The organism is Micromonospora desertarenae (genome assembly GCF_056150265.1).
Genome location: NZ_JAXCFQ010000002.1, coordinates 375,671 through 388,141 on the forward strand (window position 1 = coordinate 375,671; position 12,471 = coordinate 388,141).

Consider the following 12,471-nt stretch of genomic DNA (forward strand, 5'->3'; position numbering starts at 1 on the left):
TCGCCGCGTGTCCGACCGCCGGGTACGGCAGGATGATCCGCATGACTGCGAGCGAGGGGCCCACCGTCGGGACGCTGGTCCTGCTGCGGCACGGCGAGAGCGACTGGAACGCCAAGAACCTCTTCACCGGCTGGGTCGACGTCGACCTCACCGAGAAGGGCGAGAACGAGGCGCGCCGCGGCGGCGAGCTGATGCGCGAGCACGGCCTGCTGCCGGACGTGGTGCACACCAGTGTGCTGCGGCGCGCGATCCGGACCGCCGAGCTGTCACTGAGCGCCGCGGACCGGCACTGGATCGCGGTCCGCCGGTCCTGGCGGCTCAACGAGCGCCACTACGGCGCGTTGCAGGGCAAGAACAAGAAGCAGACGCTGGACGAGTACGGCGAGGAGCAGTTCATGCTCTGGCGCCGGTCGTACGACACCCCGCCGCCGCCGATCGCCGACGACGACGAGTGGTCCCAGGTCGGCGACCCGCGGTACGCGCTGCTGCCGAGCGAGCTGATGCCGCGCACCGAGTGCCTCAAGGACGTCGTCGAGCGGATGCTGCCCTACTGGTACGACTCGATCGTGCCGGACATCCTGGCCGGCCGGACGGTGCTGGTGGCCGCGCACGGCAACTCGCTGCGGGCGCTGGTCAAGCACCTGGACCAGATCTCCGACGAGGCGATCGCCAAGCTCAACATCCCGACCGGCATCCCGCTGCGCTACGACCTCGACCCGCACCTGCGCCCGCTCACCCTGGGCGGCACCTACCTGGACCCGACGGCCGCCAAGGAGGCCGCCGCCGCGGTGGCCAACCAGGGCCGCTGAACGCCACCGGGCCCCGGCCGACCGGCCGGGGCCCGGGGTGGCGGCTCAGCTGGCCGAGGGCGCGGTCTCGCCGGTGATCAGGTAGATCACGTGCTCGGCGGTGTTCACCGCGTGGTCGGCGAACCGCTCGTAGAAGCGGCCGAGCAGGGTGGCGTCGATCGCGGTCTCCACCCCGTACGGCCAGTCCTCGCCGAGCAGCACGCCGAACAGGCTGCGGTGCAGGTCGTCCATGGCGTCGTCGACGCGGTCCAGTTCGGCGGCGACCGCCACGTCGGGCTTGGCCAGCACCGAGGCGATCTTCTCGGCCATCCGGTCGGCGATGGCGGCCATGTCGGTGAAGATCGGCCGCAGCTCGGCCGGCACCGCCGGCGACGGGTGCCGCCGCAGCGCGGTCTTGGCCACGTGGTCGGCCAGGTCGCCCATCCGCTCCAGGTCGGCCGCGACGTGCAGTGCCGTGATCATGGCGCGCAGGTCGGAGGCGACCGGCGCCTGGCGGGCGAGCAGGTCGCAGACCCGCTCCTCGACGTGCCGGTAGAGGTCGTCGATCTCGGCGTCCCGCTCGATCACCGTCTCGGCGGCCCGGCGGTCCGCGGTGAGCAGGGCGCGGGTGGCCTGCCGCATCGCGGCCCGGATCCCCTCCGCCATGTCCACCAGCAGTTGGCTGACGATCTGCAGGTCAGCCCGGAACTCGTCGCGCATCTTCACGTCCTGGAATCGGTGACCGCCGGCCGGGCCGGCGCGGGATGGGCAGTGCGCCGCCAGGCTAGGTCGCCCGGGCGGACCGCAGATGAACCCGGGTGAACGACGCCGGACGCGGGGGTGAACTTTCCCGGACGTGAAGGTGGTTCGTCCTGTTATGGGCGATGCCCAGGTTAACAATGACCCTACGATCGCCGGGTGGAATGGGCGGTGACCCTCGGTGTGGTCGTTGGCCTGGTGGCCGGGCTGGCCGCCGGGTTGCTGCTGGTCGTGATGGTCCCGGCGGTACGCGCCCGGGTCACCTCGGTGGCGGGCCGATCCGGCCGCCGCCTCGGCATGGGGAGGCTCGCGATACCCGATGACCAGCAGGCGGGGCTCGGCCGCCGGACCATCGACTCGCTCCGCGCCGGAGTGGTGGTGCTGGACGCGGACGACCAGCCCGTCCGGGTCAACCCGGCCGCCCGGGCGATGGGGCTGCTGCGCACCGGGGCCACGCCCGGTTCGGTCGTCGCCCACCCGTTGATCCGTACGCTCGCCGGCCAGGTGCGCCGCACCGGCGTGCGGCGCGAGATCGAGCTGGACCTGCCGCGCGGCCGCGACAGCGCCGGGGAGAACCCGCTCGGGGTGCACCTGCGGGCGATGGCGATCGGCGGCGGGCACGTCGCCGTGGAGGCGGTGGACGTGACCGAGTCGCACCGGCTGGCCCGGGTGCGGCGGGACTTCGTGGCAAACGTCAGCCACGAGCTGAAGACCCCGATCGGCGCCCTCCAGCTGCTCGCCGAGGCGCTGCTCGACGCCACCGAGCCGGCCGGCGCCGGTGCGCCGGACCTGTCCGAGGACCTGGTCGCCGCCCGGCGTTTCGCCGAGCGGATCCAGCACGAGTCGACCCGGCTCGGCCGGCTGGTGCAGGAGCTGCTGGAACTCACCCGGTTGCAGGGCGCCGAGCCGCAGCCGCCGCCGGAGCCGGTCGCGGTGGACTGGGTGGTCGCCGAGGTGGTCGACCGCACCCGCACCAGTGCCGCGGCCCGGCGCATCGAGGTGGCGGTCACCGGCGAGCGGGGCCTGACCGTGTACGGCAGCGACACCCAACTCGCCACGGCGGTGTCGAACCTGGTGGAGAACGCCATCAACTACTCGGGCGAGGACACCACGGTCCGGATCGCCACCCGGGCCGACGACGAGCACGTGGAGATCGCCGTCACCGACCAGGGCATCGGGATCGCCCCGACCGACGTCGACCGGATCTTCGAGCGGTTCTACCGGGCCGACCAGGCGCGCTCCCGGGACACCGGCGGCACCGGCCTCGGGCTGGCCATCGTCAAACACATCGCGAGCAACCATGGCGGACGGGTCGAGGTGGCGAGCACTCTTGGTGGTGGGTCGACGTTCACCCTGCGGCTGCCCGCCCGTCCCCCGGACGACCTCCTGGCGACACTGCCACCCGCTGGGATCGAGGCCGGTCCGGCCGAGCTCCGGCAGGCCTGACAGCAATGGAAAGGAAAAGCCCGTTGAGCCGCGTTCTGGTGGTCGAGGACGAGGAGTCGTTCTCCGACGCCCTGTCGTACATGCTCCGCAAGGAGGGCTTCGAGGTCTCCGTCGCCGCGACGGGGCCCACCGCCCTCACCGAGTTCGACCGGACCGGCGCCGACATCGTGCTGCTCGACCTGATGCTGCCCGAGATGTCGGGCACCGAGGTGTGCCGGCAGCTGCGGCAGCGCTCGCACGTGCCGATCATCATGGTCACCGCGCGGGACAGTGAGATCGACAAGGTGGTCGGTCTGGAGATCGGCGCCGACGACTACGTGACCAAGCCGTACTCGCCGCGTGAGCTGGTCGCCCGGATCCGGGCGGTGCTGCGCCGGCAGAGCGCCGAGGTGGCCGAGTCCGGCGCCCCGACGCTGGCCGCGGGCCCGGTGCGGATGGACATCGAGCGGCACGTGGTGACCGTCGACGGCGCCCCGGTGCAGCTGCCGCTGAAGGAGTTCGAGCTGCTGGAGCTGTTGCTGCGCAACGCCGGCCGGGTGCTCACCCGGGGCCAGCTCATCGACCGGGTCTGGGGCGCCGACTACGTCGGCGACACCAAGACCCTGGACGTGCACGTGAAGCGGCTGCGCTCGAAGATCGAGCCGGAGCCGTCGGCGCCGCGCTTCATCGTCACCGTCCGCGGCCTCGGCTACAAGTTCGAGCCCTGATCCGCGACGCCTGCGGGATCCTGGTATGTCAACCGCCCTCGGGCCGTTGTGTACCAGGATCTCTCCGGGGTCAGAACACCTTGCGGAGCGCGTCCGCTATCTGGTCGACCTCGGTCAGTCGGCCGTCGGCGACCGCGATGACGACGTCGTACGCCCCGTCCAGGTCGGCGCCGCGCAGCTCGTCGGCGGAGATGGCGCGGTTCTGGGCCAGGAAGGTCACCGCCACGATCCAACCCATCCGCGTGTTGCCATCGACGAACGGGTGGCTGTTGACCAGCGAGTGCAGCAGCGCGGCGGCCTTCGTCCACAGGTCGGGATAGGCGTCCGCGCCCAGGACGTTGGTCCGGGGCCGGGCGAGGGCCGACTCGATGAGCCCGGCGTCCCGGACGCCGGCACCGATCTTGCGGGCGATCCGGGCGACGTCGGCCAGGGTGGGGTGGTAGACCTCGTCCGGCATCATTCCGCCAGTCGGGCCAGCAGCGTGGCGTGGCGCTCGAAGATCTCGTCGGCCAGGTCCTCGAAGCGTTGGGCGTTCCGCCGGGCGAGGTAGTCGTCGATCGCGGTGACCACGATCGCGTGCATCGACCGGTCCTCCTCCTCGGCGACCAGCCGGAGCCGCTCTTCGCGTTCCTCGTCGAGTCGCAGTGTCATGGCCATGGCCCAATGGTAGCAATCGTGCTACCAAGATCACTGCGATCGGTTCAGGTGGGGTCGGCGGGGTGCGGGGCGACCATGCCCTGGCGGGACCGGGCCGCGCAGAGTTCGGCCAGCTTGGCGTACGCGGGGGCGCCGATCAGCGCGGTCAGCTCGGGGCCGTAGGAGACGTACATCGGCTCGGCGCCGACGTGCGCGTCGGTCGAGGAGGTGCACCACCAGTCCAGGTCGTGGCCGCCGGCGCCCCAGCCGCGCCGGTCGAACTCGGCCAGCGTGGAGACCAGCACCTTGGTGTTGTCCGGCCGCTTGACCCAGTCCTGGTCCCGGCGGATCGGCAGCTGCCAGCACACGTCCGGCTTGTACTCCAGCGGGTGCACCCCGTCGCGCAGCGCCTGGGCGTGCAGCGCGCAGCCGCCCCCGGCCGGGAAGTCCGCGTCGTTGAGGAAGACGCAGGGGCCGTCCGGGCCCTGGGTCGCGGTCCGCCGGGCCGGGTTCTTCCCGTCGACGGTGTCCTCCTCGGTCCACTGCTTGAAGCCGCGCCGGAAGTGCTGCCAGGTCGCCGGGGTGAGCCGCTTGACCGCCGTGCGGACCCGCTTCTCGTCGTCGGAGTCGGTGAAGAACGCGCCGTGCGAGCAGCAGCCCTCGGCGGACCGGCCGGCGATGATGCCGTGGCAGCCCCGGCCGAACACGCACGTCCAGCGGGAGAGCAGCCAGGTGAGGTCGGCCCGGATCAGGTGCTGTTCGTCGGCCGGGTCGGCGAACTCGACCCACTCCCGGGGGAAGTCCAGCGGCACCTCGCGACTGCGCGGGTCCGCCGGGTCGTCCACCAGCACGCGGAGTTCGATCTGCCCTGTCACCCGGCCCAGCGTACGCGCGGTGCCGCTCGCGGGCCGCCGAGCCGCGCAAACGAGTTGGCCCTAGGGTCGACAGCATGCGACTGGGTGTCCTCGACGTGGGTTCCAACACGGTGCACCTGCTGGTGGTCGACGCCCATCACGGCGCGCACCCGTGGCCGGCGCACTCGGAGAAGGTGGTGCTGCGCCTCGCCGAGCAGATCGGCCCGGACGGCGCGCTCACCGAGGCGGGCGCGGACGGCCTGGTCAAAGCGGTCGGCATGGCCAAGGCGGCGGCCGCCGGCCTGGAGACCGACGACCTGCTCGCGTTCGCCACCTCCGCCGTCCGGGACGCCACCAACGCGCCGGAGGTGCTGGCCCGGGTCCGCGACGAGACGGGCGTACGGCTGGCGGTGCTCTCCGGCGCGGACGAGGCACGGCTGACCTTCCTCGCCGTCCGGCGCTGGTTCGGCTGGTCGGCCGGGCGGCTGCTGGTGCTGGACATCGGCGGCGGCTCGCTGGAGCTGGCGGCCGGCATCGACGAGGAGCCGGACGTCGCGGAGTCGCTGCCGCTCGGCGCGGGCCGGCTGACCCGCGACCGGCTCGGCACCACCCCGGACAGTGCCGCCCCGCCCCCGGCCGAGCGGGTGGACGAGCTGCGGGCGTACGTCGACGGGCTGCTCGACCCGGTGGTGAAGCGGATGACCGAGGTGGGCTGGGAGCGGCCGGTGGCCACCTCGAAGACGTTCCGCACCCTGGCCCGGCTGGCCGGCGCGGCCCCGTCCGGCGCCGGGCTCTGGGCCCGCCGCCGGCTGACCCGGGCCGGGCTGCGGCAGGTGCTCGGCTTCATCCGGCACATCCCGCCGGCCCAACTGGTCGAACTCGACGGGGTCAGCGCCGGCCGGGCACACCAGTTGCTGGCCGGTGCGGTGGTCGCCGAGGCGGTGATGCGCCGGCTGGACGTGGACGCGCTGGACATCTGCCCCTGGGCGCTGCGCGAGGGCGTGATCCTGCGCCGCCTGGACCAGCTCGACCCGGCGTGATCCGCCCGAGCGGTTGGCACCGGTTTGCGGCTGCTCGTCACGATGCCGTCACCGCGGCGGGCTACCCTGACAGGTGTGACTTCCCCAGTCCCGGTGCTCCTGTCCAGTTCCTCGGTCTTCCCTGAGCGGACCGCGGCGGCGTTCCAGCTGGCCGCGGCGCTGGGCTACGACGGCCTCGAGGTGATGGTCTGGACGGACGCCGTCAGCCAGGACGCCGGCGCGCTGCGCGGCCTCTCCGAGCACTACGGCGTGCCGGTGCTCTCCGTCCACGCGCCCTGCCTGCTGGTCACCCAGCGGGTGTGGAGCCCGGACCCGTGGGAGCGGCTGCGCCGCTCCGCCGAGCTGGCCACGACGCTCGGGGCGCCGACCGTGGTGGTCCACCCGCCCTTCACCTGGCAGCGGGACTACGCCCGCAACTTCGCCGACGGGCTGGAAAAGATCGCCCGGGAGTACCCCGACCTGCGGTTCCCGGTGGAGAACATGTTCCCGGTCCGGATGGCCGGCCGGCAGTTCGTGCCGTACGTCCCGGGTTGGGACCCGACCGCCACCGGCTACACCTCCTACACGCTCGACCTGTCGCACTGCGCCGCCTCGCACACCGACGCCATGGCGATGGCCGACCGGATGGGCGAGGGCCTGGTCCACGTGCACCTCGGCGACGGCACCGGCGAGGGGCGCGACGAGCACCTGGTGCCGGGACGCGGCACCCAGCCCTGCGCGGAGCTGCTCTCCTCGCTGGCCGGGCGCGGGTTCACCGGCTCGGTCGCGGTGGAGGTCACCACCCGGGGCGCGAAGAGTCGCGCGGTGCGCGAAGCGGATCTGCGCGCCGCGCTGGAGTTCGCCCGCGAGCACCTGAGCACCCCGTCCCCGGTGGACGCCTGACCGGCGCCCACCGGGCCGGGCGGCTCAGCTGACCGGGGTCAGCGACTCGGCCGGAGCCGGCTGGGCGGCCACCGTGGCCTGCTCGCCGACCGCGGCGCGCTTGCGGGCGCGGTGCGCGGCGACGTGCGAGCGGGTGGCGCAGCGCTCCGAGCAGAACCGCCGGCAGCAGTTGGACGAGGTGTCCAGGTAGACGTTGCCGCAGCGCTCGTCCGCGCAGACGCCGAACCGGGCGCTGCCGTACTCGCAGAGCCAGACCGACAGCCCCCACACCGCGCCGGCGAGGTATTCGGCGCTCACCGAGGAGCCCCGGCTGGTCACGTGCATGTGCCAGTCGCTGGAGTCGTGCCCCGAGATGCGCGGCTGCACCGGGTACGCCTCCAGCAGCGAGTTGAGTTCGGCCACCGCCTCGGCGTCGCGCCCCGAGGTGCCGTACTCGAAGACGTCGCGCAGCCGCTTCTGCGCGCGCCGGAAGATCGCCAGGTCCCGCTCCGCGACCTCGTCGCGCATCCACGCGTTGTCGTCGGGGAAGAGGGCCCGCAGGTTGTCGAGGTCGTCCAGACGGGCGTTGACGAGATCAACACCGGTCCGGGCGTACGCGTCGAAGTTCACGCCCCCAACGGTAGACGACTCACCCGCCACGCGGTGCGTCGATGTAGTGCGGCAGGAACCGCGCGTAACCGTCGGTGATCAGGCTCACGCTCTCCCGGACCCCGGCGCCGGCCGACTCGCCGTCGACGATCCAGCTGCCCAGCACCATCCGGTTGCCGGCGAACTCGGGCAGCGCCCGGAACTCCTGGTAGCACCAGCCCTCGTCGCCGTAGATCCCGGGATTGGTGAGCTCGGTGCCGGGGGTGACGATCCGCACCGAGCCGCCCTCCCGGCCGAGCAGCGGCTTGGCCACGTACTCGGACATTCCGCGCGGCCCGTCGAGGTACGCCGGCAGCAGCAGCTCGTGCCCCGGATAGAGCTCCCAGAGCACGGCGAGCAGCGCCTTGTTCGACAGCAGCAGCTTCCAGGCCGGCTCGATCCAGGTGGTCGGGGTGCCCGGGGCGAGCGCGAGCGGCCCGTACGGCTCGGCCAGCATCCACTCCCAGGGGTAGAGCTTGAAGCAGGTGGTGACCGGCCGGTCGGCGGCGTCGACGAAGCGCCGGCCGTCCCAGCCGATCTCCTGGATCGGCAGCAGCTCCACGTCCAGCCCGGCCTGGCGGGCGGTCTCGGCCAGGTAGCCGGCGGTCATGTGGTCCTCGCCGGACTCCTCCTCGTTCGACCAGACCACGTGCACCCGCCGGTCGTGCAGCCCGGCGCCGATCTTGGCCCAGGCGCCGACCAGCCGCTCGTGCAGGCTGTTCCACTGGTCCAGCTCGGGCCGGGTGTGCTCCAGCCAGTACCACTGGATGATCGCCGCCTCGACCAGCGCGGTGGGGGTGTCGGCGTTGTACTCCAGCAGCTTCGGCGGCCAGCTGCCGTCGTACCAGAGGTCGAAGCGGCCGTAGAGGGTCGGTGGGCGCTCCCGCAGCGACCGCGCCACCGCCTCGGCCGCCCAGGCCGGGATGCCGTACTCGGCGTACCGGTGCCGGGTGACCACGTGCTCGGCGGCGGCCACCGACATCCGGTGCAGCTCCTCGGTCGCCTCCTCCAGCCGGAGCACCTCGTCCAGCTCGAAGGCGTACGCCGCGGTCTCGTCCCAGTACGACATCACCCCGCCGTCGGGCAGCTCGGTGTCGACGTACACCAGGCCCTGCTCCCGGATGGTGGCGTCCCAGCCCGGCCGCGGGTTGACCGACTCCCGGCGCACCTCAGCCGCCGCAGGCGGCGAGGTGGGTGCCGAACCCGCCGCGCTCCGGCACGGCCGCGTCGACCGGCTGCGGGGCGGTCCGCTCGGCGGTGGCCGCCGGCGCCCGCAGCGCCAGTGCCACGGTGCCGCCACCGCCGGTCGGCCCGAGGGCGCAGTCGTCGTCATCGTCGTCGGAGGTCAGGTTGCAGCCGGAGAGGGCGAGGGCCAGCGCGGTCAGCGCGCCGAGCTGCACGGAGGCCGACCGGAGCCGGCGGCGGGGGCGTTCGTCCACGGCATCGTTGTAGCCGATCTCCGCCAGTCGCGCCGCCCCGGGTGGCCGGTCCGGGCGGCCCGGGGCGGGGCGGCCGGTCGCCGGGTGGCGCACCCCGCCGCCGCCCGGCGCGCGCCCGCGCACGGGCGTTACGCTCAGCGCATGCTCCGTTCCGTCATCCTCGCCGCCTCCCGGTCATCCCAGGTCGAGCGGCTCGTCGCGACGGCCCCGTTCACCCGGGACGTCGTCCGCCGGTTCGTCGCCGGCGCCAAGACCGACGACGCGTTGCGCGCGACCCGCGGGCTCGTCGACAGCGGTCTCGCGGTCACCCTCGACAACCTCGGCGAGGACACCGTCACCCCCGAGCAGGCCAACGCCACCCGGGACGAGTACCTGAGGCTGCTGCGGATGCTCGCCGACGCGGGGCTCACCCCGGCCGCCGAGGTGAGCGTCAAGCTCTCCGCGCTCGGGCAGGCGTTCGACGAGCAGTTGGCCTACGACAACGCGCGGGCGATCTGCCTGGCGGCCGACGAGGTGGGCACCACTGTCACCCTGGACATGGAGGACCACACCACCACCGACTCGACCCTGGACATCCTGGCCAAGCTGCGCAAGGACTTCCCGGCGACCGGCGCCGTGCTCCAGGCGTACCTGCGGCGGACCGAGTCGGACTGCCGCGAGCTGGCCACCGCCGGTTCCCGGGTGCGGCTGTGCAAGGGCGCCTACAAGGAGCCGGAGTCGGTGGCCTACCAGTCCGCCCGCGAGGTGGACAAGTCCTACGTCCGGTGCCTGAACATCCTGATGTCCGGCGAGGGCTACCCGATGCTGGCCACCCACGACCCCCGGCTGATCGCGATCGGCGAGGACCGGGCCCGCTGGTTCGACCGGGGGCCGGAGCAGTTCGAGTTCCAGATGCTGTACGGCATCCGGCCGGAGGAGCAGGCCCGGCTGGTCGGCGAGGGCTACACGGTGCGCACCTACCTGCCCTACGGCGAGGACTGGTACGGCTACCTGATGCGCCGGCTCGCCGAGCGCCCCGCCAACCTGATGTTCTTCGGCCGGGCCCTGATCTCGAAGAAGTGAGTCAGCTGTTCGACCACTCCCGGGTGCTGAGCACCAGTCGGTAGCCGTCCGGATCGGCCACCGTCACCCCCCAGCGGTCCCAGTACGGGCCGGCGGAGACCCTCGTCCCGCCGGCCCGTTCCAGTTCCCCGACCAGGTCGGGGTCGACCGGCCCGTCCAGGTAGAGCACGAGCAGGTCCTCGTCGGTCGGGGTCGGTTCGGCGGCGAGCGGGCCGCCGACGAGTTCCAGGTGCCAGTGCGCGGCCGGCCAGCCGACCATCAGCAGGTCGTGCTCGCCCGGCCCGTCGGTGGTGGACCGCCAGAGCACGTCGAGGCCGAGCGCGCCGACCCAGAAGCGTTCGGCGGCGGCCAGGTCCCGGCTCGGGCGGGCGATCCGCAGGTGCGGAACCGTGTTGATGACCGACATGCCAGGAATCCTGCGACCTGAAGTCGGGTCGAGGTCAAGCCTTGACGGTCATGGCTAATGCAGTTAGCTTATTGGTTATGAGTATTAGCTACGTGGCGCGGGACGGCGGGCGGATCGCCTACGAGGTGCACGGCCGGGGGCCCCTGGTGGTGCTCTCGCACGGCATGGGCGAGAACCGGGGCTCGTTCCGGCACCTCGTCCCGCTCCTCGTGGCGGCGGGGCACCGGGTGGCGTCGGTGGACGTCCGGGGGCACGGCGAGTCCAGCGCCGGCTGGCCGTCGTACGCCCCGGCGGAGGTCGGCGCCGACCTGCTGGCGGTGGTCCGCGACCTCGGCGGCGGGCCGGCCACCCTGGTCGGCAGCTCGTCCAGCGCCGCGGCGGTGGTCTTCGCCGCCGCCGACGCCCCCGAGCTGGTCAACGGCATCGTCCAGGTCAGTCCGTTCGTCGAGCAGCCGAAGCTCAACCCGTTCCTGCGGGTCGCGCTGGCCGCGGTGCTGCGCAGCCCCCGGCTGTTCGGGCTGTTCCACCGCACGCTCTTCCCGTGCGACCGGCCGGCCGACGACGCGGCGTACCGCCGGGCGATGGTCGCCAAGCTGCGCGAGCCCGGCCGGATGGCGGCGACCCGGGGCGTGGCCGCGCCGGTCGAGCCGCACTGGACGGCCCGCGCCCGGGAGGTCCGGCAGCCGGTGCTGGTGCTGATGGGCACGAAGGACCCGGACTTCCCCGACCCCGGCGCGGCGGCCCGCGCCGCCCGCCGGCTCTTCGCCACCGCCGAGGCGCGGATGATCGACGACTCCGGTCACTACCCGCACGCCGACCAGCCGGCGCGCACCGCCGCCCAGCTCACCGAGTTCCTGGCGGTCACCGGTGCCTAGGGCGGGGCTCAACCAGCAGGCCGTGGTGCGCGAGGCGGCCCGGCTCGCCGACGAGGTCGGCCCCGACCAGCTCACCCTCGCCGCGCTGGCCAACCGGCTCGGGGTCGCGCTGCCCAGCCTCTACAAGCACGTCCGGGGCGCGGACGCGCTGGCCCAGAAGCTCTCCGCGCTGGCCACCGCCGAGCTGGCGGACGAGCTGACCACGGCCGCCGTCGGCCGGGCCGGCGGGGACGCGCTGCGGGCCGCGGCCCACGCCTACCGGTCGTACGCCCGCCGGCACCCCGGCCGCTACCCGGCCACGCAGCGGGTCCCCGATCCGACCGACCCGGAGCACGTCGCCGCCGGGGAGCGCGCCGTCGGCGCCATCGTCGCCATCCTGCGCGGCTACGGGCTCGACGGTGACGCGGCCACCGACGCCACCCGGATGCTGCGCAGCACCCTGCACGGGTTCGTCTCGCTGGAGGCCGCCGGCGGGTTCGGCCTGCCCCGCGCGGTCGACCGCTCGTTCGACCACCTGGTGACCGCCCTGGACGCCGCGTTCCGGTCCTGGCCCCGCGAGGATTCCTGATGTACGCCCTGGGTCTGCTGCTGCTCTTCGTGCTGGAGCTGGCCGTGCTGGTGGTGGGCGGCTGGTGGGGCTGGACGCTGGACGCCGCCGTACCGGTCCGGCTGGCCGCCGCCGTCGGGGTGCCGCTGCTGCTCGCCGCGCTGTGGGGCGTCCTCGGCTCGCCCAAGGCCACGGTGCCGCTGCGGCCGGTCGCCAAGCACGCCTTCCAGGCGACCTGGTTCGTCGCCGGCGGCGTCCTGCTCGCGCTGCTCGACCGGCCGGTGGCGGGCGCCGCGCTGGTGGTGCTCTGGGCGGTCACGGTCACCCTGCTCCGGCGGGCCGGCCGCCCGGCCTGAGCGGGTCACCCGTCGGGCCGCCGGAACCACTGGCCGCCGGACCCGGT

General features: G+C 73.5%; 17 protein-coding genes. 9 read left to right on the top strand and 8 right to left on the bottom strand.

All coding sequences use genetic code 11. The features are described 5' to 3' along the window. The first annotated feature begins 41 nt into the window (after positions 1-41). A complete protein-coding gene (locus SM577_RS04775; protein WP_302920831.1) occupies positions 42-809 on the top strand; it encodes a phosphoglyceromutase in 768 nt (255 codons plus the stop codon). 45 nt (positions 810-854) lie between these two features. Here SM577_RS04775 and phoU read toward each other — a convergent pair whose 3' ends face one another. After that, the gene (gene phoU, locus SM577_RS04780; RefSeq protein WP_302920832.1) at positions 855-1,508 is read right to left on the bottom strand and encodes a phosphate signaling complex protein PhoU; all 654 of its coding nucleotides are present in this window, start codon (positions 1,506-1,508) and stop codon (positions 855-857) included. Positions 1,509-1,706: 198 nt separating this feature from the next. Between phoU and SM577_RS04785 the strand changes: the two genes are divergently transcribed. Beyond that, positions 1,707-2,993: an ATP-binding protein gene (locus tag SM577_RS04785; protein ID WP_474582319.1), complete on the top strand. Its 1,287-nt coding sequence runs from the start codon at positions 1,707-1,709 to the stop codon at positions 2,991-2,993. Between the two features lie 23 nt (positions 2,994-3,016). Beyond that, complete coding sequence (locus SM577_RS04790; RefSeq protein WP_302920834.1) at positions 3,017-3,700, top strand: response regulator transcription factor; 684 nt, start codon at positions 3,017-3,019, stop codon at positions 3,698-3,700. A gap of 70 nt (positions 3,701-3,770) precedes the next feature. Here SM577_RS04790 and SM577_RS04795 read toward each other — a convergent pair whose 3' ends face one another. From SM577_RS04795 to SM577_RS04805, 3 genes are read right to left on the bottom strand one after another with little or no spacing between them, the layout of a single operon-like run. Beyond that, on the bottom strand, positions 3,771-4,160 hold the full coding sequence (locus tag SM577_RS04795) for a type II toxin-antitoxin system death-on-curing family toxin (RefSeq protein ID WP_474586375.1): 390 nt from the start codon (positions 4,158-4,160) through the stop codon (positions 3,771-3,773). Next, positions 4,157-4,357, bottom strand: a complete 201-nt coding sequence (locus SM577_RS04800) for a ribbon-helix-helix domain-containing protein (protein WP_474586376.1) — start codon at positions 4,355-4,357, stop codon at positions 4,157-4,159. The genes SM577_RS04795 and SM577_RS04800 overlap by 4 nt, the downstream gene beginning before the upstream one ends. A gap of 44 nt (positions 4,358-4,401) precedes the next feature. Then, positions 4,402-5,211, bottom strand: a complete 810-nt coding sequence (locus tag SM577_RS04805; protein WP_302920837.1) for a DUF3109 family protein — start codon at positions 5,209-5,211, stop codon at positions 4,402-4,404. Between the two features lie 74 nt (positions 5,212-5,285). Between SM577_RS04805 and SM577_RS04810 the strand changes: the two genes are divergently transcribed. Both SM577_RS04810 and SM577_RS04815 read left to right on the top strand, forming a co-directional pair. Beyond that, positions 5,286-6,230 carry a Ppx/GppA phosphatase family protein gene (locus SM577_RS04810; protein ID WP_302920838.1) on the top strand — a complete coding sequence of 315 codons (945 nt, stop codon included), beginning with the start codon at positions 5,286-5,288 and terminating at the stop codon, positions 6,228-6,230. Positions 6,231-6,305: 75 nt separating this feature from the next. After that, positions 6,306-7,112: a sugar phosphate isomerase/epimerase family protein gene (locus SM577_RS04815; protein WP_474586377.1), complete on the top strand. Its 807-nt coding sequence runs from the start codon at positions 6,306-6,308 to the stop codon at positions 7,110-7,112. A gap of 24 nt (positions 7,113-7,136) precedes the next feature. Here SM577_RS04815 and SM577_RS04820 read toward each other — a convergent pair whose 3' ends face one another. From SM577_RS04820 to SM577_RS04830, 3 genes are read right to left on the bottom strand one after another with little or no spacing between them, the layout of a single operon-like run. Then, positions 7,137-7,721: a CGNR zinc finger domain-containing protein gene (locus tag SM577_RS04820; RefSeq protein WP_302920840.1), complete on the bottom strand. Its 585-nt coding sequence runs from the start codon at positions 7,719-7,721 to the stop codon at positions 7,137-7,139. 19 nt (positions 7,722-7,740) lie between these two features. Beyond that, positions 7,741-8,907, bottom strand: a complete 1,167-nt coding sequence (locus SM577_RS04825) for a glutathionylspermidine synthase family protein (RefSeq protein ID WP_302920841.1) — start codon at positions 8,905-8,907, stop codon at positions 7,741-7,743. Between the two features lies 1 nt (position 8,908). Next, positions 8,909-9,301: a hypothetical protein gene (locus tag SM577_RS04830; protein ID WP_474586378.1), complete on the bottom strand. Its 393-nt coding sequence runs from the start codon at positions 9,299-9,301 to the stop codon at positions 8,909-8,911. Positions 9,302-9,319: 18 nt separating this feature from the next. Here SM577_RS04830 and SM577_RS04835 point away from each other — a divergent pair, with 18 nt between their 5' ends. Beyond that, entirely contained in the window at positions 9,320-10,240 is a 921-nt protein-coding gene (locus SM577_RS04835) for a proline dehydrogenase family protein (protein WP_302920843.1), read from the top strand. Between the two features lies 1 nt (position 10,241). Here SM577_RS04835 and SM577_RS04840 read toward each other — a convergent pair whose 3' ends face one another. Further along, positions 10,242-10,646, bottom strand: a complete 405-nt coding sequence (locus tag SM577_RS04840; RefSeq protein ID WP_474586379.1) for a VOC family protein — start codon at positions 10,644-10,646, stop codon at positions 10,242-10,244. 77 nt (positions 10,647-10,723) lie between these two features. Here SM577_RS04840 and SM577_RS04845 point away from each other — a divergent pair, with 77 nt between their 5' ends. Genes SM577_RS04845 through SM577_RS04855 form a run of 3 tightly spaced genes read left to right on the top strand, consistent with a single transcriptional unit; the run spans position 10,724 to position 12,424 of the window. Continuing rightward, positions 10,724-11,521 carry an alpha/beta fold hydrolase gene (locus tag SM577_RS04845; protein ID WP_302920844.1) on the top strand — a complete coding sequence of 266 codons (798 nt, stop codon included), beginning with the start codon at positions 10,724-10,726 and terminating at the stop codon, positions 11,519-11,521. Then, positions 11,514-12,089, top strand: a complete 576-nt coding sequence (locus tag SM577_RS04850) for a TetR/AcrR family transcriptional regulator (RefSeq protein ID WP_474581426.1) — start codon at positions 11,514-11,516, stop codon at positions 12,087-12,089. Before SM577_RS04845 ends, SM577_RS04850 begins: the two co-directional genes overlap by 8 nt. Then, entirely contained in the window at positions 12,089-12,424 is a 336-nt protein-coding gene (locus tag SM577_RS04855; protein WP_302920847.1) for a YrdB family protein, read from the top strand. The genes SM577_RS04850 and SM577_RS04855 overlap by 1 nt, the downstream gene beginning before the upstream one ends. Positions 12,425-12,471 lie beyond the last annotated feature (47 nt).